This is a genomic window from Streptomyces sp. NBC_00385 (assembly GCF_035917155.1).
GTDB classification, from domain to species: domain Bacteria; phylum Actinomycetota; class Actinomycetes; order Streptomycetales; family Streptomycetaceae; genus Streptomyces; species Streptomyces poriferorum.
Genome location: NZ_CP107951.1, coordinates 2,564,900 through 2,587,230, shown reverse-complemented (window position 1 = coordinate 2,587,230; position 22,331 = coordinate 2,564,900). Strand labels below are relative to the sequence as shown.

The 22,331-nt window shown below is 72.5% G+C and carries 15 protein-coding genes; 11 read left to right on the top strand and 4 right to left on the bottom strand.

Features of this window, described 5'->3' with window-relative positions; genetic code table 11:
- Both OG959_RS11095 and OG959_RS11090 read left to right on the top strand, forming a co-directional pair.
- Complete coding sequence (locus tag OG959_RS11095) at window positions 1-210, top strand: sigma factor-like helix-turn-helix DNA-binding protein (protein WP_326657993.1); 210 nt, start codon at window positions 1-3, stop codon at window positions 208-210.
- Window positions 210-785 (top strand): Clp protease N-terminal domain-containing protein, encoded by a 576-nt coding sequence (locus tag OG959_RS11090; protein WP_326657992.1) that lies wholly within the window; start codon window positions 210-212, stop codon window positions 783-785. Before OG959_RS11095 ends, OG959_RS11090 begins: the two co-directional genes overlap by 1 nt.
- Before the next feature lie 78 nt (window positions 786-863).
- On the opposite strand, the gene OG959_RS11085 is transcribed toward OG959_RS11090, so the two are convergent.
- Complete coding sequence (locus tag OG959_RS11085; protein WP_326657991.1) at window positions 864-1,868, bottom strand: PadR family transcriptional regulator; 1,005 nt, start codon at window positions 1,866-1,868, stop codon at window positions 864-866.
- Window position 1,869: 1 nt separating this feature from the next.
- On the bottom strand, window positions 1,870-2,727 hold the full coding sequence (locus tag OG959_RS11080) for a DUF4097 family beta strand repeat-containing protein (RefSeq protein ID WP_326657990.1): 858 nt from the start codon (window positions 2,725-2,727) through the stop codon (window positions 1,870-1,872).
- 164 nt (window positions 2,728-2,891) lie between these two features.
- Between OG959_RS11080 and OG959_RS11075 the strand changes: the two genes are divergently transcribed.
- Window positions 2,892-3,755 (top strand): hypothetical protein, encoded by an 864-nt coding sequence (locus OG959_RS11075; RefSeq protein WP_326657989.1) that lies wholly within the window; start codon window positions 2,892-2,894, stop codon window positions 3,753-3,755.
- A 34-nt stretch (window positions 3,756-3,789) separates the two neighbouring features.
- On the opposite strand, the gene OG959_RS11070 is transcribed toward OG959_RS11075, so the two are convergent.
- Window positions 3,790-3,972 (bottom strand): DUF6104 family protein, encoded by a 183-nt coding sequence (locus OG959_RS11070; RefSeq protein ID WP_018535226.1) that lies wholly within the window; start codon window positions 3,970-3,972, stop codon window positions 3,790-3,792.
- Between the two features lie 901 nt (window positions 3,973-4,873).
- Between OG959_RS11070 and OG959_RS11065 the strand changes: the two genes are divergently transcribed.
- The 8 genes from OG959_RS11065 (at window position 4,874) to fxsT (ending at window position 18,203) form a co-directional block, all read left to right on the top strand.
- Window positions 4,874-5,467, top strand: coding sequence for a CU044_2847 family protein (locus OG959_RS11065; RefSeq protein WP_326657988.1), 594 nt, complete (start codon window positions 4,874-4,876; stop codon window positions 5,465-5,467).
- The gene (locus tag OG959_RS11060) at window positions 5,464-7,533 is read left to right on the top strand and encodes a VMAP-C domain-containing protein (RefSeq protein WP_326657987.1); all 2,070 of its coding nucleotides are present in this window, start codon (window positions 5,464-5,466) and stop codon (window positions 7,531-7,533) included. Before OG959_RS11065 ends, OG959_RS11060 begins: the two co-directional genes overlap by 4 nt.
- Before the next feature lie 127 nt (window positions 7,534-7,660).
- Window positions 7,661-8,689 carry an AAA family ATPase gene (locus OG959_RS11055; RefSeq protein ID WP_326657986.1) on the top strand — a complete coding sequence of 343 codons (1,029 nt, stop codon included), beginning with the start codon at window positions 7,661-7,663 and terminating at the stop codon, window positions 8,687-8,689.
- A gap of 34 nt (window positions 8,690-8,723) precedes the next feature.
- On the top strand, window positions 8,724-12,125 hold the full coding sequence (locus OG959_RS11050; protein WP_326657985.1) for an SAV_2336 N-terminal domain-related protein: 3,402 nt from the start codon (window positions 8,724-8,726) through the stop codon (window positions 12,123-12,125).
- Window positions 12,126-12,298: 173 nt separating this feature from the next.
- Complete coding sequence (fxsA, locus tag OG959_RS11045) at window positions 12,299-12,502, top strand: FxSxx-COOH cyclophane-containing RiPP peptide (RefSeq protein WP_326657984.1); 204 nt, start codon at window positions 12,299-12,301, stop codon at window positions 12,500-12,502.
- 1 nt (window position 12,503) lies between these two features.
- On the top strand, window positions 12,504-13,745 hold the full coding sequence (locus tag OG959_RS11040; protein WP_326657983.1) for an FxsB family cyclophane-forming radical SAM/SPASM peptide maturase: 1,242 nt from the start codon (window positions 12,504-12,506) through the stop codon (window positions 13,743-13,745).
- Window positions 13,742-15,130, top strand: a complete 1,389-nt coding sequence (locus OG959_RS11035; protein WP_326657982.1) for an HEXXH motif domain-containing protein — start codon at window positions 13,742-13,744, stop codon at window positions 15,128-15,130. The genes OG959_RS11040 and OG959_RS11035 overlap by 4 nt, the downstream gene beginning before the upstream one ends.
- Window positions 15,131-15,209: 79 nt before the next feature.
- Entirely contained in the window at window positions 15,210-18,203 is a 2,994-nt protein-coding gene (gene fxsT / locus OG959_RS11030; RefSeq protein WP_326657981.1) for an FxSxx-COOH system tetratricopeptide repeat protein, read from the top strand.
- A gap of 74 nt (window positions 18,204-18,277) precedes the next feature.
- Here fxsT and OG959_RS11025 read toward each other — a convergent pair whose 3' ends face one another.
- Complete coding sequence (locus tag OG959_RS11025) at window positions 18,278-22,090, bottom strand: multifunctional oxoglutarate decarboxylase/oxoglutarate dehydrogenase thiamine pyrophosphate-binding subunit/dihydrolipoyllysine-residue succinyltransferase subunit (protein WP_326657980.1); 3,813 nt, start codon at window positions 22,088-22,090, stop codon at window positions 18,278-18,280.
- Window positions 22,091-22,331: the final 241 nt, after the last annotated feature.

Sequence of the window (22,331 nt, the reverse complement as noted above, 5' to 3'; positions counted from 1 at the left end):
ATGACCGATGCAACGGATCTCGCCGAGCGCGCCGGCGACCGCGACCCCCGTGTGGGGCTGCGGTCGGTAGCAGCGCTGCGGCGGCTGCTGGAGCAGCTGGAAGCCGTACAAGTCAGAAGCGCCCGGGTGCAGGGCTGGTCGTGGCAGGAGATCGCGGCCGAACTGGGCGTCAGCCGGCAGGCCGTGCACAAGAAGTACGGGAGGCGTTGATGTTCGAGCGATTCACCAAGGGTGCCCGCGCCACCGTGGGCGGCGCCGTGGCCCATGCCGAACGGACCGGCGCCGACACGGTCTCCGAGGAGTGTCTGCTGCTCGCCCTGCTGGACCAGGAGGGCGGCCGGGCGCCGTTCGCCCTGGCCGCGCTGGGCCTCACCGACCGCAGGGAGTCCGTGGAGGCGGCCCTGGCCGACGCGCGCAGGCGCGGCGGTATGACGAGGGCCGATGCCGACGCCCTCGCGGACATCGGCATCGATCTCGGCGCGATCGTGTCCCGTGTCGAGGAGACGCACGGTGAGGGGGCTCTGGGGGGCGACCGCGGCGGCCGTCGTCGGCGGACGGGGCATCGCCCGTTCACTCCGGGGGCCAAGAAGATCCTGGAACGGTCGCTCCGGATCGCGGTCGGCCGCGGTGACCGCTTCATCGGTGAGGAGCACCTCCTGCTGGCCCTCACCGCGTCCCCCGGCGTCGTCGCCGATGTGCTCGCCGAGCACGGCGCGACGTACGAGACGGTCAGCCGTGCGCTGTACGGAGACGGCGAAGCGGGCCAGGACCGCGAGGCGGTCTGAAAGACGGGCGGCCCGGGGAGTGTTACCGCTCCCCGGGCCGCCCGGCAGGTCCTGGCCCGCACCGGCCCTGCTCCGGTCCTACTGCGTGGTGCCGTCGGTGTCCTTCCGCAGCAGCGCCCCGATCTGGGCAGCCGCAGTCGACAGATGGCGGCGGGCCTCCGCGAGCTGGTCCTCCGTCACCCCCCGGTCCCTGGCCGCATCCCGGATGTCGTCGCGGAACCGGTCGAGCAGGCGGTCCAGGTCGCGGGCCGGATCGCCGGTGCCGCCCGAGTCCTTGCCCCACTCGGGGTCCGTTCCGGCGGCGTCCGGCTTCACGTAGGGCGGCCAGTTGCCGGTGCGGGCGAAACCGCCCAGCTGGCCGGTGATCTCGGCCAGCCCCTCCCGTACGCCTGCCGGCCAGTCGCCCCGGGCGAAGTGGTCCTGGACCTGGCGGGCGGCGTTCTGCATCTGCTCACGCGCCCTGTCCTGGGCCTCCTTGGCCTGGCGGCGGGCCTGCTGGGCCTCCTCGCGGGCGCGCCGGGACTCGTCCTTCGCCCGGCGGGCCTGCTCCTTCCACTCCTGCTTCGCCTTGCGCAGCTCCTCCTTGGCGGTGCGCCAGGACTCCTTGTCGCCGAAGTCGCCGAAGTCCCCCACCCCGAAGCCGCCGAAGGGGGGCTCCTTGGCGGTCCTGCCGCCCGGCCGGGAAGGGCCCGTGTGCCGCGACTCGTCGGCCGCGGCACGCATCTCGCTGCGCAGCTTGCCCGCAGCGCCCCGGACGTCGTCGCGGATCTCGGCGGCCAGCTCGGAGACCGACTCCCTGATCTCCAGCTCCAGGTCGGCGAGCTCGCCGGTGCGGCCCGCCAGTTCGGCGCGGCCGGCGTCGGTGATCGAGTAGACCTTGCGGCCGCCCTCGGTGGCGTGCGTGACCAGGCCCTCGGCCTCCAGCTTGGCCAGGCGGGGGTAGACGGTGCCCGCGGAGGGGGCGTACAGCCCCTGGAAGCGTTCCTCCAGGAGCCTGATCACCTCGTAGCCGTGGCGGGGGGCCTCGTCGAGCAGCTTCAGCAGATAGAGGCGCAGGCGGCCGTGGGCGAAAACGGGGGGCATGTCAGAGCACCTTTCCGGTCGGCTCGGCGTCGTGAGGTTCGTCCTCGGCCGGTGGGCGGCGCAGCAGGGCGATCGATCCCGAGACCGTCGTCGCCCTCAGTGTCCCCGTTCCGGAACCCAGTGTGCCGGTGATCTTCTTCGCCCCCCACTGGCCGCTGACCCGGAGGTCCTCGAAGCCGTTGGAGACGGAACCGCTCGCGGTGTTCGCCTCGACCCTGGCGTCGGCCGGGTGCGGCAGCCGGATGGCGAGCTCGCCGGAGACCGTGGCCAGCCGGACGTCGGTGGGCCGCCCGGTCGGGTCGAGGTCGAGCACCATGCTGCCGCTGACGGACTCCGCCTTCACGGAGGTGCCGGCGCCCTCGACGACGGTCAGGTCGCCGGAGACCGAGTGGAAGCGCAGATCGCCGGTGACGGCCTGGGCCTCCACATTGCCGGACACGGTCTCCGCGCCGACCGGCCCGGCGAGCCCGACGAGCGTGGTGTCGCCGGTGACGCCGCGTACGTCCGTACGGCCGCGGACCCCGGAGACGAACGCGCCCGCGCCGACCACGCCGACCTCCACCGTCGACCCGGCCGGGACCGCGAGGGAGACCACCGCGCGGCGGTGCCAGCCCTTGCGGTCGAGCCACTTGAGCATGCTCTGCCAGGCCAGGTCCTCGTACGAGACGGTCAGGACGCCGTCCTCCTGCGTGGCGATCAGCGGTGGTCCCTCGATGTCGGAGACCTCCAGCCTGGCGGCCGGCTCGTCGGTGCCGACGACGTTGACCGTCCCGTTGACGATGCGCACGCTCAGCGCGGTCACGGGTTCGTCGAAGGTGAGCTTGCGAGGCTCGGCGATGGCCCACGTCGACACAGGCATGGATCTGACCTCCTGGGGAGCGCGGATGACGCAACATATCGCGTCTCTTGCAGAACACGATATATCGCGGATGGGGGAAGTCAAGGCCGGTAAGGGGGAGTGGGTGGGGCGGTGGTCGCGGCAAAGTGCCTCAAAACCGGGCAATCTGACCTACGGTGTGGGGCATGGACGCGACATCACCCGTGGGAGCCGTGCTGCTGTGCCGGGCCGAACCGGACACCGTGCGGCCGGTCGCCCATCTGCTGCGCGAGCGGATGCTGCTCGCGCCCGCCGGCGAGGACTGGAGCGTCCTCGTCCCGGAGGGAACGCCCTGGCGGGGCAGGAGCGCCGGGCCGCCGGCGGAGGGGGAGACCGCCGAACCCGTCGACCGGGTGCTCGGGGGCTGGGCCACCGCGCTCGCGGTCGGCTCCACCTGGCCGGTCCTGGCGCTGTGGTGGGACGGCGACCGGGCCGGATACACGCTCGCCGCGGGATTCCGCCGCCCGGTCGGCTACGTCTGGCTCGCCGACGGGACCCCCGCCGGTGAGGACGAGGCGATGCGTACGTTCGCCGAACGGCTCGGCCTCGATCCCGTGCCGGACGTCCAGGCCCTCGAAGCCCTGACCCGCCCCGATCCGGAGGCGGACGCCCGGGCCCGGCTCCGCGGACTGCTCGCCGTCCTCACCCGCATCGGTCTGGACCTCCCGCCGGGCCTGGACCCCGGTGAGCCCTCCGGCCGGCTGGCAGCGGGGGCCGGGCTGCGGCCGGAGGCCGAGAGGATCGCGTGGACCGGCTGGCGGGACGCGGTCAGGGTCGAACTCGACGCCGTCGAGAGCAGTCGCCTGGGCCCCTGGATGCGTGGCCCCCGGGCCCGCGCCCTGGCGGGCGCCCAGCTGGCGGCGGGACTCCCGATGGCCCTCTGGGGAGCGGGCCGGCGCAGGGGCGGATGGGTCTTCGCGGGGGCCTTGCTGATGGTGCACGGCGCGCTCGGCCTCGCGTACGACCGGATCAGGGACGAGGAGCCGGGCGAGGGGACGGCCGGTCCCTGAACGCCCTTTGTCGATCAGTCCTCGCGCCGTTGAGTCAGTCCTCGTCGTCCTCGTCGTCCAGTCGGGCGAGCCAGGTGGCGAGGCGCTCGACCGGCACCTCGAAGTCGGGGTTCAGATCGACGAAGGTGCGCAGCTGCTCGGCGAGCCACTCGAAAGTGACCTCTTCCTCGCCTCGTCGCTTCTCCAGCTCCTCGATACCGCGGTCGGTGAAGTACATGGCACAAGTTTAGTGAAGGGCGTGGGCTCCGTACGCCCAGGTCGTCCGGCCGGCACACGGGGCGGCCCGCTGCACGCTCACCTTGTGATCGGCGCGTGCTTCGCGCTCTCGTCGTGGCCGCCACCGTGCGCATCCGTCCATAAGGGGCCGGGTATGCCGTCGATGAACGTGGCAGGTTCCCGGGGAGAGGCTTCTTCGTCGCACCGAGCCGGATCCTGACGTGCTCCCATGCGGTGATGCGCGGAAAGGGAGCGAGGTGGCGGTGGTGCCGGTGCTCTGCCGATAGGACGGCCACCGCTTCGAACGACCGGGTGTGCTCGGGCGGCTGCCACGGGCACGGCTCTCTTCTGGGACGATCCGGCACGTCACCAGCCGGGCCCTTACGACCTTCGTTGAGGCCCCTACGGTGATGCACGTTCGATGGATCCGAGGAGAAGAGCGATGACGAAAGGAGACAGGCTGCAAAGGCTGCGGCCCCCTGCTGCGAACAGGAGGCCGCGTGCCTTGCCCAGTAGCTCCACCGACTGAAGGAGAGAACCATGGGGTGCACACCCGAGCCTACGGGCGATCCGGAACGCACGTCGACCCTCCCCGCGCTGCGCCGTGACCTGCGATCCCTGGCCCGTACCGCCGGCCATGGACTGGTCTACGGCCTGACGTCCGCAGCAGGCGGGGCCGTCGTGACCGGTCTCGTCTGGTGGTACCAGCGGTGATGTGGCGGGCCCGCCGCTTCCCCGAGCGGTGGGCCCGGCCGCTCCGGCCGAGCGGACTGACCGGCCGCCCCGGTGGTGTGCGTGTCGGCCGAGAACCGGCTCGCCCTCCCCGTGCGTCATGGTCCATCTGGCTCCCATCGGATGTCTACGCCCGTTAACCTGCGGGTAGTTGGGGAACGGGGGGTGTCATGGACGACAGCGGGGCCCGTGTGACGCGCATCGAGATGCCGGACGGAACACCGGTCTGGGCGCGGATCTCCGGAGCCGAGGAACTGGACCGTCCCGAGCCCGGTGGGCTGACGTTCACGGACACCGGCTTCGGGGACATCGGGGACCGGGTGCAGGCCCGGGTCGAGAGCCTGCACTCCGTGGTGACGAGCGTCGCGCGCTCGCTCGCCGTGCCGCTGCGTGCCGTGCGGCCGGACGAGGTCAGCGTCGAGTTCGGGATCGAACTCACCGCCAAGTCCGGCAAGGTCGTCGGTCTGCTCGCGGACGGCGAGGCCAAGGGCGCGATCAAGGTCACGCTCACCTGGAACGGCGGTGGACCACCGGTCGATCCGCCCGTCCCCCCGTCCCCGCCCGCACAGGTGCCCGCTCAGGTGCCCGCGTCCGCGACATCCCCTGCCCCCGCACCGGTACCGCAGGTTCCGTTCGCGCCCCCGGCGCCCGCGCCGCAGCCGCCGTCCGCCGGCGCGCCCGCGGGAGTCCCGCACGCCGGGGCAGCTCCCGGCGCACCGGGACTCCCGGACGGCGCGGACGACACCGACGGCGGCGGGGCATGACCTCGGACACCGACGGGGGCGTGGACGGGGGTGCGGGGCAGCGGGACGATGCGCTCATGACCCTCGTGGAGGACGCCACCGTACGCATCCATCGCCCGGCGTCCGGGTATGCCCCTGACGGGCCGGTCGGCGAGTTCTTGGGGAGCGGGTTCTTCGTCGCGCCGAGCTGGATCCTGACGTGCGCCCATGTGGCGATGCGGGGGGAGGGGGGTGCGGTGAGCGTGATGGTCAGGAGTGACCGGTACGGCGGGAAGCTGACCGAGGTCCAAGGCCGGGTCGTCGTCGCCATGCCCGGCACCCGGCCGCCCGGTGCGGCCGGCTGGCCCGCCCCCGACCTCGCGCTCATCCAGCTCCGGCGGCCCGTCGAGCACGCCTGTGTGTACGTCACCGAGCGCTCCGGAGGCCTGCGGCGCGGCAGCGACATCCGCTGTGTGGGATGGGTCGAGTCACCCGGCGGCGGACTGAAGCTGCGCGACGGCGCGTACGGGGTGAACGGCTCCTACGGCGCCGACGACGACGTGGAACAGCTCATCGTCCTCGAAGGCGGATGGCTGGAGCCGGGCATGTCCGGCGGCCCCGTGATCGACTTCGCCCGGGGTGAGGTGGTCGGCGTCGTCAAGTCGCGCCTGGACCGTCAGCAGGGTGGCACGGCCGTCGGGATCGAGCGGCTGCGCGCCCTGGACGTGCCCGCGGAGCCCGTCGAGGCCGAGGCCGACGACCTCTACCAGGCCATCTTCCACGCCCACGACCGCTACCACGCGGACCGGCACACCAACCCGGCGAGTACCGCCCGGACCTGGGCCGACGTACAGAGCGAACTGCCCGTACCGGCAGGCGGGGTGCTCGGGCCCAAACGGCGCGCGGACCTGCTCGGCCGGCTTGCCGAGTTCCCGCCCCCGGTCAGCACCCGCAGTCTGCTCGTCCTCCTCGACACCCTGCCCGGCGTCCACTCCCGCGAACACCGGCCCGCCCCGCGCGGCTGGCGCGACGGCCTGGGTGCGCTGTATGGCGCCCAGCAGCGCCACCGCGACGCCCCACTCGAACTGGTCCTGCGGTACTGCATGGGTGTCCTCGCCGCCGACCGGCCCTTCGACACACCTTCCACCAGGACCGCCGCCGAACTGCTGTGGGACTGGGTGAAGCGGATCGCGGAGGAGGAGCTGTCCCGCGACTTCCGGCGGCAGCTCGCCATGGAGTGGCCCACCGTCCGGCGGCGCCTGGAGCAGCAGGCCGGGCACTCCCGCGCCCTGCCCGCCGAGCCCGGCCGGGCCGGTGAGCGCGCCTACGTCCTGCTGGAACTGGAGCCACAGGGCTGGGCCAGGGGCCGCTACGACTGGCGGATCGGGGTGGCCCGCCCCACCGGGGAACTGCTCCCCGTCGCCGAGGACGGCCAGGGCTGCGCCCTCGACACCCTGCCGGATCGGCTCGCCGCCCCGCTGGCCGAGGCCTTCCGGCGCTGCGACGAACCGGGCAGTCCGGCGATGCTCCAGGTAGCGGTCGCCCCCGCGCTCTTCGGGCTCGGCGTCGACCGCTGGCGGCTGGCACCGCACGGGCCGCCGCTCGGTGTCGTACGACCGGTGGTGCTGCGCAGTTCCTACCACGGCCCGACCGATGAGTGGTCGGCGCGCTGGGACGCCACGCTGCACACCGGGATGCGGGCCGAAGTGGTCGACTGCGAGAGCGGCTGGGGGGTACGCGTACCGGAGGCGGACCGGCTGGGCGCGCTGCCGAAGGAGTCCGTTCCGGTGTTCTGCCGCTACGGCGACCGGCCGGACCCCGAGACTACCGCCGGGGTCGTACGGGCCCTGGACACCGGGTTCGGTGTGGCCCTGCTGCAACGGAGGGCGGTGGAGCCCGACACGGTCTGCGGGGAGTTCCACCGGCGCGTGGCCGAGACCGTCTCGGACGCGCGCACCTGCGACCGGCTGCCGTGGGCGGTCCATGAGCTGAGGCGGGGAGTGAACGAGGGGCGCCCGGAGGTGTTCTGGTCCGACGGAATGGCCTTGTACTACGCGAATCCGCACCATTCCCTGCCCGGTTCCGGTGAGTTCCTGGAGGCGCCGTGAGGAGACGGGCCCGTGACCCGAAGGGCCGTGCCGGTCCGCCCCTTACGGGGGGTGTGCCGGATCGCTACGGTAAGGCACGTTCGACGGCTGCTGCCCGTGGCGGACGAGTGACGACGAGGAACACGCTATGAGTGAACCCAGCGAGTGGCTCATCTACCGGGGGATCGGCGAACCCCATGACGACGTGGCACAGTTGCCCCCGCCGCCGCCCTGGCGCGATTTCGCGGCCGGCCGCGCGGACGGGACCGCCGAGACGGACCCGGGCGAGTCGTCCGACCGCCGCCTCGGCATTCCCGGACGCGTCGCCGAGGAGCACCGGCCCGGGGCCGAGGAGCTCGAGATGATCAACGCCGCCCTGTATCTGCGACGCCCGCTGCTCGTCACCGGGGACCCGGGTGCCGGGAAGAGCACCCTGGCCCACTCCGTCGCCCGGGAACTGGAGTTCGGCAAGGTGCTGCGCTGGCCCGTGGTCAGCCGCACCACTCTTCAGGACGGCCTCTACCACTACGACGCGATCGCGCGGCTGCAGGACGTGCAGATCGCCTCGCACGCATCCGCCGACGGCGCCGCCACGGACGCGGCCCAGAGCGTGGGCAGTTACATCCGGCTCGGCCCGCTGGGCACCGCGCTGCTGCCCTCGGACCGGCCGCGGGTGCTGCTCATCGACGAGCTCGACAAGAGCGACATCGACCTGCCGAACGACCTGCTCAACGTGCTGGAGGAGGGCGAGTTCGCCATTCCCGAGCTGGAGCGGATCGCCGACCGGCTGCCCGGCGGCGAGGCGGACGTGCTGGATCACGACGGCAACAAGGTGCGGATCAAGGGCGGCCGGGTGCAGTGCCGGGCGTTCCCGTTCGTGGTGCTCACCAGCAACGGGGAGCGGGATTTCCCCGCCCCCCTGATGCGCCGCTGCATCCACCTGGAGTTGGGCCGTCCCGACCACAAGCGGCTGGCCGCGTTCGTGAAGGCCCATCTGGGCGAGGAGGCGGCCCGGTCGAGCGAGGACCTCATCACCCACTTCCTGGAGCGCTCACGCAGTGAACTCCTGGCCACTGACCAGCTGTTGAACGCGATCTACCTCACTCAGGCCGCAGCGCCGACCGGCCGGGACCGGCTGGCTGACCTGCTTATCCAGCGACTCGACCGGCCGAGGTGACCCGCTGATGCACGGGGTGGAGGGGGCGCCAAGGATGCCCGGGCCGGACGAGTCCGCCGGATCGGAGCCGCTCGCGACGCTTGTCGCCCGGCTGCGCGCGGCCGGGCTCGACCCCGGCGTCGAGCAGCTGTGCGATGCGCTCTGGCTGGCCGGATGGACCCGCGGCACCGACGGGCCCCCGGAGGACCGGGGTGAGGGCGGGGGTGCGCCCGTGCCCGCCGGGCTCCCCGGGGAGCAGGTGGCTCCCGGCCGTGCGGCTTCCGGGGCCGCCCCGGACGACGCCGTCCCGGACCCCGGCGGGGACGACCGCGCCGACCGTCCGGCCGGTCCGCGCGACGACGGACGGATCTCCCTCTACCCCGACCCGGGCCGCGAGCCTCCCCGGGGCGGCGACGCGCCCCCGCCGGGCCGGAGGTCCACGGCGGACGCCCCGGCAACGGCTCTCGCCTTCGGGGTACCCGCTGCCCCGGTCCTCCCGGACCCCCTCGAACTCACCCGCGCGTTACGCCCGTTGCAGCGCTACCACCCGGCCTCGGCGCCACTGCGGCACGTCCTGGACGAGACGGCGACCGCGGAGCTCAGCGCCCGGGCGGGCGGCATGGTCATGCCGGTGTTCCGTGGCGTCCGCCGGGGCGAGGCCATCCTCCAGTGCGTGATGGACGCCTCCTCCTCCATGCTGGTGTGGGACCGGATGTTCGGCGAACTCCAGCGCATTTTCGCCCAGTTGGGCGCGTTCCGGGATGTCCAGGTGCGCTATCTGCACCAGGGGCCGGACGGCGGATGCGCGGTCAGCCGCAGTTCCGACCCGGTCACCGGGCCGCTTCACTCGGCGGACCGGCTCAGCGATCCGACGGGACGCCGGGTCACCGTCGTCATCAGCGACTGCGCCGGCCCGCTCTGGCACAGCGGGCGCGCTCACCGGCTGCTGCACCAACTGGCCCGCCAGTCACCGGTCGCCGTGCTGCAGCCACTGCCGCAGCGGATGTGGAACCGGACCAGGCTGCCCGTCACCTTCGGCTCGCTCTCCCGCGGCGACGGGCCGGCCGGAGCCACCCTGCTGAAGGTCGTCGAGGACGCCGGTACCGGCCCCGCCGTGCACCCCGGCGCCCTGGCCGTCCCGGTCCTCCCGCCGGTGGCGGACGCCCTCGCCTCCTGGGCCAGACTGCTCTCGGGTACGGGCGAGGCGCGGATCCCCGGCGCGGTCGGCTGGGTGCGGGGCGACCAGCCCGCGGCCGCCGCCCAGCGGTCCGGCGGACCGCTCTCCTCGCTCCAACTGGTCAGCCGCTTCCGCTCGGTGGCCTCCCCGGCCGCCGGACAACTGGCCGTCTATCTGGCGGCGGCCCCCCTCTACCTCCCGGTGATGCAGCTCGTGCAACGCACGATGCTCCCCCACTCGGGCCCGTCCGAGCTGGCCGAGGTGCTGCTGAGCGGGCTGCTCACCCGTGCCGACGGCGGCGGCGGGCGCGGCCAGTGGTACGCCTTCGCGCCCGGGGTCCAGGACGCGCTGCTCGGCCCGCTCGGCCGGGACGAGGCCCTGCTCGTGCTCAAGCACTGCTCGCAGTACATCGAGCAGCGTTTCGGCAAGGGCGGGCCCAACTTCCCGGCCCTGGCTTTCGCCCAGCTCGGTGACGGTGCGCTGCACGACTCCCGGCACTCCGCCGCCACCGCCGCCGGGGGCGCCTGGGACAGCGAGGAGAACGGGGACGGCGAGGAGAAGGACGAGAGCGGGATCGGGGGCGGGACCGGGGAACACGGGAGGCACGGCGCCCGGGGCGTCCCCCATGCCTTCGCCGAGGTCGCGGCGCGCGTACTGGAGCGGTTCATGCCCGTACCCCCCAGGTTCGTCACCCGGGACCCCGACGCTCCGGGGGGCCTCCCGGCCTCCGGCACCAGTCCGGCCGTGGAGCAGGCCCGGGAGCTCGTCCGGCAGTTCGAGGCCGACACGATGGTGCAGCGCCTGATCGACGCCGTACTGCTGCTGCGGGGGGCCGCCGAGAGCAGTCCGCCGCCCGGGGCGGGGCCGGAGCTCTGGGCCGAGTATGCGCGGTGCACGCTGCGGCTCTGGGAAGTGAGGGGCGGCGCCGATCTGCTCGGCGAGGCCGGACGCGCGGCCGAACGGGCCGTCGCGTATCCCGGAGCCGTACACGAACGGGCGGTGCTGGCCCAGGTGCTGCACGCACGCGCCGACGACCGGCGCAGGCGCGGGGACCGTCGCGGCGCCCTGGAGCTGCTGCGGCGTGCCGAGCGCGAGTACACAGCCGCGTGCGCGGCCCCCGGCCTGGCGCCGGCCGAGGCTCTGCGCCTCACTCTGGAACGGGTGCGGGGCCTGGAGGCGCAGTGGCGGCTCGACGGCGACAGCGCCCTGCTGCAGAGCGCCTGCGGAATGCTTGAGGCCTTCGCCGACTCCTGGCCCGACGAGGAGAACCGGCCGGCCGCCCTGCCGCTCCAGCACGGCCGGACGCTGCTCAGGCTGGCGGGCGCCACCGAGGACACGGAGCAGTCCCGGGAGTACGCGCGGCAGTCGGCCCGTTCGCTGCGCACGGTGTTCGCCCTGGGCGACGGGCACACCACGGCCACAGGGAACCGCATCGTGCTCGACCTGGTCGACGCCCTGCTGGCCTCGGGCGAGGAGCCGGACGAGGCTGCGGCACTGACCGGCCGGGCGCTGGAGACCGTACGCGAACAGCGTCAGCGTGCCCAGTTGCAGACCCGGGCCGGACGGATCCGGGCGGCCCGCTACGAGCACACCGGCGACCCGGACGAACTCGTCGCCGCCACGAACTGGTTCGCCCGCGCCGCCCGGGGGACCCCCCGGGACTCGCGGGCCCACACCGATCTGCTGGCCGAATGGGGCGCCACCCTGCTGCGCCGCGCCGAACTCCCGGACGGCGGCGCGCACATCGGTGCCGCCGTGCGGGTGCTGCGTGACTGCCGTTCGGAGACGCCGTCGGGCGGCGCGCACCAGTCGGAGCGGCTCCTGATGCTCGGCCGCGCCCTGATGCTGCGGCACCGGGCCACCGCGGACCGGGTCGACCTCCGTGAGGCCGAGTACCTGTTCGGGCTCGCGGCGCAGGAGGCGGCGGACCCGCTGACCGGGGCCCGCTGCTGGCTGGAGCTGGGCCGGGCCCATCTGGCGGCCGCCGACGTACTGGACAGACCGGCCCGCCGCGACGACGCGGCGGAGGCCTTCCGGTCCGCCGCCGAGTCCGCGGCGGAGGCCGAAGCGGAGCAGCGGAGTCCACAACGGACCCAAGAGGCAGTGGAGTTGGGTGCTACAGCCAACCACTGGCGGGGTATGACCTATGAGAGGGCAGGCCGCCCCCGGGCCGCGCGGGACGCGTACCGGGCGGCCCGTCAGGAGTGGCGCAAACTGCCGGACGGCGGCGGCGCGGCGGGGGAGTCGACCGCCGGGCGGCTGGCCGAGCTGGAGCGCTGAGTGCTCAACGGCGAGCACCGGGGCGGCCCGCGACCGGAGAGCCCGGCGCACGACCGGCGCCGGGCCGGGCGCGAACGGCAGGACGAGGCGGGTCAGGGACGCGGGAGCCGCGGTGTGCGCTCAAGGGCGAGCACGGCACGGCGGGCCCCGGTGCTGCACTACGGGGAGGCGTGATGATCGAGTCGACACGTAAGGACGGGGCAGAGGCGGCCGCCGAGGCGCCCGGTGCCACGGGCGAGCTGCCGGATCTGCTGGACCTCGACCTGGAGGCGCTGCGGACCCTGGACCACCCGGTGCTCGCCGAGGTGGTCGCCGATCTGCGCAGCCGGGCGGACCAGCCGCAGGAGATGCTCTGGGGTTTCGACGCGGCCTTCTGAGATGGGCAGCCCCACAGGACCGCGCCGCGGATCCCGCCCGCCGCTCCTGCGGGCCGTGCCGCGGCCGCTCACCCCGCACCCACCTGTTCCCTTCGGGCAGTTCATCGTCAAGGTGCACGGCCGCTGCAACCTCGCCTGCCGGTACTGCTACCTGTACGAGGGCCCCGACCGGACCTGGCGCGCCCGGCCGGCCGCCGCGTCACCCGCGGTCCTGGACCGGACGGCGGACCGGATCGCCGAACACGCGGCCGCGCACCACCTCCGGCACATCGCGCTCGTCCTGCACGGCGGCGAGCCCCTGCTCGCCGGCCCCGGCCGGCTGGGCGCCCTCGCCGACCGGCTGCGCGAGCGCGCGCCCGACGGCTGCACCGTCCACACCGTCGTGCAGACGAACGCCACCCTGCTCACCGACGCGCGCATCGCCACCCTGGCCCGGCACGGCATACGCATCGGTATCAGCCTGGACGGCGGACTGGCCGCGCACAACACCCTGCGCACCGACCACGCCGGCCGTTCCTCCTGGCCCGCCGCCTCGCGGGGCGCCAGGCTCCTCGCCGACCACCACCCCGAGGCGTACGCGGGCATCCTCACCGTCGTCGACCCGCGCACGGACCCGGTCGAGGTATACGAGTCGCTGCTGGAGCTGCGCCCCCCTGCGCTCAACCTGCTGCTGCCGCACGGCAACTGGACCAGCCCTCCGCCCGGACTGCCGGACCTGACGGACACTCCCAGGCGCCCCGGATCGGGACGCGCCACCCCGTACGGCGACTGGCTGTGCGCCGTCTTCGACCGCTGGTGGCCCGCCGCCCGGCGGGAGACCCGGATCCGGCTCTTCGAGGAATGCATCGCCCTGCTCCTCGGCCTGCCCGCCGCGACCGAATCCCTCGGCCTCGACCCCCTCAACGCGGTGGTGATCGAGACGGACGGCTCGATCGAACAGATCGACTCCCTCAAGTCCGCGTACGACGGCGCGACCGCCACCGGCCTCGACGTCTTCCGGCACACCTTCGACGACGCCCTGCGCCACCCCGGTGTCGCCGCCCGCCAGGCCGGCTCCGCCTCACTCGCCACCGCCTGCCGGTCCTGCCCGCTGCTGACCGTGTGCGGTGGCGGCCACTACGCCCACCGCTACCGCGCAGAGAACGGCTTCGCCAACCCCTCCGTCTACTGCGCCGACCTCGAACGGCTGATCCGTCATGTCGCGGACCGGCTCGCCGAAGCAACCGCAGGAGACCCCCCATGAGCACCACCGTCCCCGACCCCGTACTGCGCGAACTCGGCCGGACCGAGGGCGGCCCCGCCACCCTCGGCCTGCTCGCCCGCGCCCAGGACACCCGTCGCCTGGTCCTCCTGAGAGCCGTGCTCGACGCGGCGGCCGCCGCCCCCGCGACCGTGTGCCCGCCCCCGCTGCTCGACCGGCTGCGCGAGGACTGGGCGCTGCTGGAGGCCGCCGAGCGCACCGACCGGGCAGCGGTACGCACCGTGCTCCTCCACCCGATGGCGGGCCCCTGGGCGCAACGGCTCCTGGCCGGCCTCATGGCCGGCCCCGACGGCGGCCCCCACCCCGTTCTCCGCGACGACCTGTCGTATCTGACCGCACTCGCGGCAGCGGCCGCGATCCGGGCGGGAACACCCTGCCGTGTCACCCTCCGCCCACGCGACGGTCTGGCCGCACTGCCCACTCTGGGCGCGGTCAGGGCCCCCGACGGCCCGGTCGGACTCAGTCACGCCGACGGAGAGATATCGCTGCGGCCGGCCGGTGCCGCGCCGCTGACCGTACGGGCCCAGCCGTACGGCACGCCGACGTCGGCGGACCCGCGCTGGCTGACGGTGCTCCTGCTGCCCGCACTGCCCGGCTCCCGCCCCGTACCCCTGGACGACATCGACCCGTACGGCACCGAGGGCGACGGGCTCGCGCGCTACGGGCTGAGCGCGGTCGCTCCCGTCCCCGACCAGGAGCGCAAGGCCTGGGCCGAGTCCTGGTCCGGGGTGGAGCGCCTGCTGCGGATCGGCGGTGAGCACCGCCTCAACGAGGCCGCCGTGCTCCTGCGGAGCGTCATACCGCTGGGCAGCCCCCCCGGCGCCGAGGACGAGGACGCGTCGCACTGCAGCGGGACCAGGCGGGAGGCGTTCGGAGCCGTCCTCAGCAGCAAGCCCGCCACCTCCCTCTTCTTCGCCTCGACCCTCGTCCACGAACTCCAGCACACCAAGCTGGCGGGCCTTGCCGATCTCGTACCGCTGCACCAGGAGGACGCGACACCACGCCACTTCGCCCCCTGGCGCCCCGACCCCCGGCCCTTCGACGGTCTCCTGCACGGCGCCTACTCGCACCTCGCGCTCGCCGACTACTGGCAGCGGTACGCGCTGCACGCGCGCCGCGTCAGCCACCGGGACCTGGCCTGGGCCGAACACGCCCGCTGCCGCGAACAGGTGGGTGCCGTACTGCCCGTGCTGGCCGCATCGGCGGGGCTGACCCGCGAAGGCCGGGTGCTGGTCAACGAGATGATCACGGTCTACCACCGTCTGGACGATTCTCCGCCTCCCCCGGGGCACCTCGCGCGCGCACAGGCCTATGTGAGCACCGCCCGGGTGATATGGCAGCAGAGGAACGGCTCGCGAAGGCAGTGAGAAGCCCGTGACAGCGGCTGGGGCGGCCACGCCCCGGTGTAAGTTGGCAAGGCTTGTATCGAGGCAGGGAGACGGTTGAATGCCCGGAACACGTAGGCCAGTTGGGGGAACCGGGGCGCAAACCGTCACGATCAGTTTCGCCGGTTTCAATCGCGCCTGGTCGGCGTGGATCACGGACCGTCTGGAACGGCGTGGTGTGACGGTACGCCAGCAGCGCTGGGATCCCCCGGTGGAGATCCCGCTGGAGGAGTCCCTGCGGGATCTGAGGCTCGCCCAGGGCCGCATCCTGGTGATCCTCAGCGACTGGTACTTCCAGCTCGGCCCCCGCAGCCACGACGAGTGGAACAGGGCTCTGCGCGCCGAGGTCGCCCCGGACCCCGACCGGTTCGCCGCCGTCTGCGTCACGACCTCCGCCCTGCCCGGAGCCACCTCGGTCTTCGGCGCGGCCGACCTCACCAATGTCGGCGCCGACGAGGCCGAGCGCAGGCTCCTGGCCCGACTGGGGCTGCCCGACGACCCGCTGCCCGAGCCGTCCGGTTCCCGGCCGGGCCCCCGGTATCCGGCCGAGACCCCCCAGGTGTGGGGCGGGGTGCCGCGCCGCAACATCCGTTTCACCGGGCGCGAGGAACTGCTCACCAACGCCTACCGGTCGCTCCAGGAGTCCGGAACGGGCGCCGGGGTCGTGACCCTGCACGGCATGTCCGGCGTGGGCAAGACCCAGCTGGCCGCCGAGTACGTGTACCGCTTCGGTTCCGAGTACGACGTGGTCTGGTGGGTGCCCGCCGACCGGCGCGCGCTCTACCGCCAGAAGCTCGCCGAACTCGCCCCCGAACTGGGCCTGTCCACCGGTGCCGAGTACGGCGAACGGCTGCGTGCCGTCCGCGACGCGCTGCGTCGCGGCGACCCGCACTCCCACTGGCTGTTGATCCTGGACGGTGCGGACGACCCCGACCAGATCTGGGACCTGTTGCCCACCGGGCCCGGACACGTCCTGATCACCTCCCGCAACCCGGAGTGGAGCGAGCACAACAGCGACCTCGTCGAGGTGCCCGTCTACGCCCGCCACGAGTCCGTCGCCTTCATCCGCCGCCGCGCTTCCCGGCTGACGCCCGCCGAGGCCGACCAGTTGGCTGATGCGCTGGAGGACCTGCCGCTCCTTCTCGACCAGACCGCCGGCTGGCTGAACGACTCCGACCTGTCGGTCGACGAGTACATCGGTCTGCTGGAGGGTGGCATCGACCAGGACGTCGTCAAGGTCTCCGCGGACTTCCCGCTCGCCTTCCAGACCGCCTGGTCGATACTGCTGAACAAGCTCAAGGACACAGTCCCCGAGTCCGTCGACCTCCTGCGCCTGTGCAGCTTCTTCGCCCCCGGGTCCATTCCCGTCAGGATGCTGAAGGAGATGCCGCCGGGGGAGCTGCCTGAACAGGTTGCGGGGCTGATGAACGACCCTCTCCTCTGGAACAGGGCGATCAGCCAGCTCCGCCAGTACTCCGTGGTCCGGCTGGAGTCGCACGAGTCCGTCGTCGACGCGGCGTCGTCCGGGGAATCGCTCTACATCCACCGCATGGTGCATCAGATCGTCGGCCACGACATGGCCGACCAGGACCGCCAGGAGTTCATCGACGTCGTCCGCCGGGCCCTCGCCGCGGCCGACCCCGGCCAGCCCATCGACACCCGTCTGTGGCCCGCGTACGCCGAGATCACCCCGCACCTGAAGTGGGCCGACGTCCTGCGCAGCACCGACCCGGCCGTGCAGACCCTGGTGCTCAACTGCCTGCGCTACATGTACTTCTCCGGGGAGTACCGGGCCGGCATCAAGCTGGGCGAACGCGCCATGAACACCTGGCAGGAACTGCTGGGCGACAACCACGCCCGGATCTGGGACCTCAGCTACCACTACGCCAACCTGCTCCGGGCCGTCGGCGACTACACCGGCACGGAAGCCATCGAACGCGCCGCGGTGGAGCACCTGCGGGCCGAGCGCGGCACCCAGGACCTGGAACATCTGCGCGCCGCCACCGGCCTTGCCGCGGACCTGCGGGGCCTCGGCCGGTACGACGAGGCGCTGGAGATCTCCGCCGGCGTCGCCGCCGCATACCAGGAACTGCTGGGCGACCAGGACTCGCGCACGCTCAACGCGCAGAACAACCTGGCCGTCTCCCTGCGGCTGCTGGGCCGCTACCGGGAGTCCCTGGAGCTCAACCGCCGCACGCTGGACTCCCGCCGCCAACTCCTGGGCCAGCGGCACACCTGGACCCTGTCCTCCGAGATCCACTACGCCACCGACCTGCGCCTGCTCGGCCGCTACGGCGACGCGATGTCACTCCAGAACCAGAGCGCCCAGGTGCACCGGCGGGTCCTGGGCCCGGACAACCCGCAGACGCTGCGGGCCGAGTTCAACCTCGCGCTGTGCCACTATCGTTCGGGCGAGCGGACCAAGGCCGCGGCCCTGTTCACCCGCGTCCTGGAACGATGCGAACGGGTCCTCGGCGACAGTCACCCGCTGACCATGATGTTCGCGGCCGGTCAGAGCTGCTTCGCCCGGGAGCACGCCAACATCGACCAGGCCAGGGCCATAAGCGAGAAGGTCGTCGCCGGCTACGCCGACATGCTTGGTGACGAGCACCCGTATGTGGCGGGGGCCCGGGCCAACCATGCCCTGATCCTGCGCAACGTGGGGGAGCGGGACCACGCCCACGCCCTGATGGAGGAGGCGCTCGCCGCCATGACATCGGCCGTGGGAGAGAACCACCCGTGGACGCTGGGCTGTGCGGTCAACGCCTCGGCGGTACGCAATCTGGTCGGTGACCCCGAGTCCGCCGCCACGCTGACGGACTCGGTCGTCACCCGGGCCGTCGAGGTCCTGGGGCGCACCCACCCGCTCACGCTCTCCGCCCGGATCGCCCACGCCGCGGACCTGCGCGGCCTGCGGGAACGGCAGAGGGCCGAGAAGATCGAGGGCGAGGCCCTGGAGGACCTGGTGTCGACGCTCGGCCCCCAGCACGTCCACACCATCTCGGCCCGCTCCCGGAACCGGCCCTACTGGGACTTCGAGCCCCTGATCGTCTGAGCCGGGCGCCCACGCCGAGGGGCCCGGCCCGCGATCGGCTCGCGGGCCGGGCCCCTCATTGCGTACGCGACCGGTCAGGCCTCGAAGACCTCCGCGACCAGCTGTGCCTGCTCGGCCTGGTGGCGCTTGGCCGAGCCGACCGCCGGGGACGAGCCGCGCGGCCGCGAGATGCGGCGCAGGCGCTCACCGTGCGGGACGTCGGCGCCGACGGCCAGGTCCAGGTGGTCGATCAGGTTCAGGGCGATGAACGGCCACGCGCCCTGGTTGGCCGGCTCCTCCTGGGCCCACAGGTACTTCGCCGCGTTCGGGTACTTGGCGATCTCGGCCTGGAGCTCCGCACCCGGCAGCGGGTACAGGCGCTCCAGACGGATGATCGCGGTCTCCGTGTCGCCGCGCTTCTGGCGCTCGGCGTCCAGGTCGTAGTAGACCTTGCCGGCGCAGAAGACGACCTTGCGGACCGCGCTCGGGTCGACCGAGTCGTCGCCGATCACCGGGCGGAAGCCACCGGTGGTGAACTCCTCCGCCTTCGACGCCGCCGCCTTGAGGCGGAGCATCGACTTCGGGGTGAAGACGATCAGCGGCTTGTGGTGCGGGTTGTGGACCTGCCACCGCAGAAGGTGGAAGTAGTTCGACGGCAGGGTCGGCATCGCGACCGTCATGTTGTCCTGCGCGCACATCTGGAGGAAGCGCTCCGGGCGGGCGGACGAGTGGTCCGGGCCCTGGCCCTCGTAGCCGTGCGGCAGCAGCAGCGTGACGCCGGAGGTCTGGCCCCACTTCTGCTCGGCCGAGGAGATGAACTCGTCGACGACGGTCTGCGCGCCGTTGACGAAGTCACCGAACTGGGCCTCCCAGATGACCAGCGACTCCGGGCGGGCCAGCGAGTAGCCGTACTCGAAGCCCATCGCCGCGTACTCGCTGAGCAGCGAGTCGTAGACGTTGTAACGGGCCTGCTCGTCGGAGAGGTAGAGCAGCGGGGTGTAGTCCTCGCCGGTCACCTGGTCGACCAGCACCGCGTGGCGCTGGCCGAACGTGCCGCGGCGGGTGTCCTGGCCGGCGAGCCGGACCGGGGTGCCCTCCATCAGCAGCGAACCGATGGCCAGGGTCTCGCCCATGCCCCAGTCGATCGTGCCGTCCTCCACGGAGGCCGCACGACGCTGCATCTGCGGCATCAGGCGCGGGTGGACGGTGATGTGGTCCGGGATGTTGACCTGCGACTCGGCGATCCGCTTCACGACCTCCTGGGAGACCGCGGTGGTCACGGCCACCGGGAACTCCGCCTGCGGGTCGGAGACGTGCGGCTGCGCCGGGTGCGAGGTGGCCTCGCGGACCTCCGCGAACACCTTCTCCAGCTGGCCCTGGAAGTCCTGGAGCGCCTGCTCCGCCTCTTCCAGCGTGATGTCGCCGCGACCGATGAGGGACTCGGTGTAGAGCTTGCGCACCGAGCGCTTCTTGTCGATCAGGGTGTACATCTGCGGGTTGGTGAACTGCGGGTTGTCGCCCTCGTTGTGACCGCGGCGGCGGTAGCAGATGAGGTCGATCACGACGTCCTTGTTGAACGCCTGACGGAACTCGAAGGCCAGCCGCGCGACGCGGACGACGGCCTCGGGGTCGTCACCGTTGACGTGGATGATCGGCGCCTCGATCATGCGCGCCACGTCGGTGGCGTACATCGAGGAGCGCGAGGACTCCGGGGCGGCGGTGAAGCCGACCTGGTTGTTGATCACCACGTGCACGGTGCCGCCGGTGCGGTAGCCGCGCAGCTGCGACATGTTGAGCGTCTCGGCGACGACGCCCTGGCCCGCGAAGGCCGCGTCGCCGTGGAGCGCGACGGGCAGGACGGTGAAGTCCGTGCCGCCCTTGTTGATGATGTCCTGCTTGGCGCGGGCGATGCCCTCCAGGACCGGGTCGACCGCCTCCAGGTGCGAGGGGTTGGCGGCCAGCGAGACCTTGATCTGCTCGCCGTCCAGACCGGTGAAGGTGCCCTCGGCGCCCAGGTGGTACTTGACGTCGCCGGAGCCGTGCATCGACTTCGGGTCGAGGTTGCCCTCGAACTCCCGGAAGATCTGCGCGTACGACTTGCCGACGATGTTCGCCAGCACGTTCAGCCGGCCGCGGTGGGCCATGCCGATGACGACCTCGTCGAGGCGGGCCTCGGCGGCGGAGTCGATGACCGCGTCGAGCAGCGGGATGACGGACTCGCCGCCCTCCAGCGAGAACCGCTTCTGGCCGACGTACTTCGTCTGCAGGAAGGTCTCGAACGCCTCCGCGGCGTTCAGCCGGCGCAGGATGCGCAGCTGCTCCTCGCGCTCGGGCTTGGGGCGCGGACGCTCCACCCGGTCCTGGAGCCACTTGCGCTGCTTCGGGTCCTGGATGTGCATGAACTCGATGCCGGTGGTGCGGCAGTACGACTCACGCAGCACACCGAGGATGTCGCGGAGCTTCATCATGGTCTTGCCGGCGAAACCGCCGACCGCGAAGTCCCGCTCCAGGTCCCACAGGGTGAGGCCGTGCTCGGTGATGTCCAGGTCGGGGTGCTTGCGCTGGTGGTACTCCAGCGGGTCGGTGTCGGCCATGACGTGACCGCGGACCCGGTAGGAGTGGATCAGCTCGAAGACCCGTGCGGCCTTGGTGACGTCGTCGTCGTGCGAGGCGTCGATGTCCTTGAGCCAGCGGACCGGCTCGTAGGGGATGCGCAGCGCCTTGAAGATCTCGTCGTAGAACTCGTTCTCGCCGAGCAGCAGCTGGGAGAGGATCCGCAGGAACTCGCCGGAGGCGGCGCCCTGGATGACCCGGTGGTCGTACGTCGAGGTCAGCGTCATGACCTTGGAGATGCCCAGCTTGTTCAGGGTGTCCTGCGACGTGCCCTGGAACTCCGCGGGGTAGTCCATCGCGCCGACGCCCATGATGAGGCCCTGTCCGGGCATCAGGCGGGGCACCGAGTGAACGGTGCCGATGCCGCCGGGGTTGGTCAGCGAGGCGGTGACACCGGTGAAGTCGTCCATGCCGAGCTTGCCGTTGCGGGCCCGGCGGACGATGTCCTCGTAGGCCTGCCAGAACTCGAAGAAGTTGAGCGTCTCGGCCTTCTTGATGGCCGCGACGACCAGCTGGCGGTCGCCGTTCGGCTTCACCAGGTCGATGGCCAGGCCGAGGTTGACGTGCTCCGGCTTCACCAGGGTCGGCTTGCCGTCCTTCTGGGCGAAGGAGTAGTTCATCGCCGGCATGGCCTTGAGGGCCTGCACCATCGCGTACCCGATGAGGTGCGTGAAGGAGATCTTCCCGCCGCGGGCGCGCTTGAGGTGGTTGTTGATGACGATGCGGTTGTCGAAGAGCAGCTTCACCGGGACGGCGCGGACGGACGTGGCCGTCGGCAGCTCCAGCGAGGCGTTCATGTTCTTCGCGACAGCGGCGGAGGGGCCGCGCAACGTCACGTACTCCGGACCGGCCGGGGCCTCGGTGGCCGGGGCGGCGGGAGCCTTCGCGGCCGGAGCCGGTGCGGCCTTCGCCGGTGCGGCCTTCACCGGAGCCGCCGGGGCGGCAGGTGCGGGTGCGGCCGGCGCGGGCGCCGGAGCGACGGGTGCGGCCGGCGCCTTGGCCGCGGGTGCGGCAGGCGCGGCCGGAGCCGGTGCGGTGGCGGCCGGAGCCGCGGGCACCGCAGCCCCCGCGGCTGCGGCGCCGGGAACGGGCTTGTCCGCCGTGCCGGACGTACCCGGCTTGTAGTCGGCGAAGAAGTCCCACCAGGCGCGATCGACCGAATTGGGATCCTGGAGGTACTGCTGGTAGATCTCGTCGACGAGCCACTCATTGGGGCCAAAAGCGGCAGCCGGGTTCGTACCCGGGCTGGCTTGGTCGGTGGAGATGCTCGAGTTACTGGGGGACTGAGACGACACGGCGGCAACCGCCCTCTTCCGCTTCACAAGGTGATGGACAGCGGAAATCAAGGCTACGCCTCCCCGGCCGTTCCATGCAGGCCGGGCCGGTCTTCGTCGTGCAAGTCACATCGAAAGTCGGGTTTCGGGGCAGGAAATGGCGGGAAACAAGCTTGGTTCCGCTTCGCTCCGGGTACGCGAGACCGCAGTTACGGCCCCTTGGACCGTACCCCTTGAACAGAACACGTAGAACGTGCCCTTC

What these genes read in the sequence shown, in the direction of transcription:
- OG959_RS11095 (WP_326657993.1), top strand. Translation starts at nt 1, where the DNA reads ATGACCGATGCAACGGATCTCGCCGAGCGCGCCGGCGACCGCGACCCC.
- OG959_RS11090 (WP_326657992.1), top strand. Translation starts at nt 210, where the DNA reads ATGTTCGAGCGATTCACCAAGGGTGCCCGCGCCACCGTGGGCGGCGCC.
- OG959_RS11085 (WP_326657991.1), bottom strand. Translation starts at nt 1,868, where the DNA reads ATGCCCCCCGTTTTCGCCCACGGCCGCCTGCGCCTCTATCTGCTGAAG.
- OG959_RS11080 (WP_326657990.1), bottom strand. Translation starts at nt 2,727, where the DNA reads ATGCCTGTGTCGACGTGGGCCATCGCCGAGCCTCGCAAGCTCACCTTC.
- OG959_RS11075 (WP_326657989.1), top strand. Translation starts at nt 2,892, where the DNA reads ATGGACGCGACATCACCCGTGGGAGCCGTGCTGCTGTGCCGGGCCGAA.
- OG959_RS11070 (WP_018535226.1), bottom strand. Translation starts at nt 3,972, where the DNA reads ATGTACTTCACCGACCGCGGTATCGAGGAGCTGGAGAAGCGACGAGGC.
- OG959_RS11065 (WP_326657988.1), top strand. Translation starts at nt 4,874, where the DNA reads ATGGACGACAGCGGGGCCCGTGTGACGCGCATCGAGATGCCGGACGGA.
- OG959_RS11060 (WP_326657987.1), top strand. Translation starts at nt 5,464, where the DNA reads ATGACCTCGGACACCGACGGGGGCGTGGACGGGGGTGCGGGGCAGCGG.
- OG959_RS11055 (WP_326657986.1), top strand. Translation starts at nt 7,661, where the DNA reads ATGAGTGAACCCAGCGAGTGGCTCATCTACCGGGGGATCGGCGAACCC.
- OG959_RS11050 (WP_326657985.1), top strand. Translation starts at nt 8,724, where the DNA reads ATGCCCGGGCCGGACGAGTCCGCCGGATCGGAGCCGCTCGCGACGCTT.
- fxsA (WP_326657984.1), top strand. Translation starts at nt 12,299, where the DNA reads ATGATCGAGTCGACACGTAAGGACGGGGCAGAGGCGGCCGCCGAGGCG.
- OG959_RS11040 (WP_326657983.1), top strand. Translation starts at nt 12,504, where the DNA reads ATGGGCAGCCCCACAGGACCGCGCCGCGGATCCCGCCCGCCGCTCCTG.
- OG959_RS11035 (WP_326657982.1), top strand. Translation starts at nt 13,742, where the DNA reads ATGAGCACCACCGTCCCCGACCCCGTACTGCGCGAACTCGGCCGGACC.
- fxsT (WP_326657981.1), top strand. Translation starts at nt 15,210, where the DNA reads ATGCCCGGAACACGTAGGCCAGTTGGGGGAACCGGGGCGCAAACCGTC.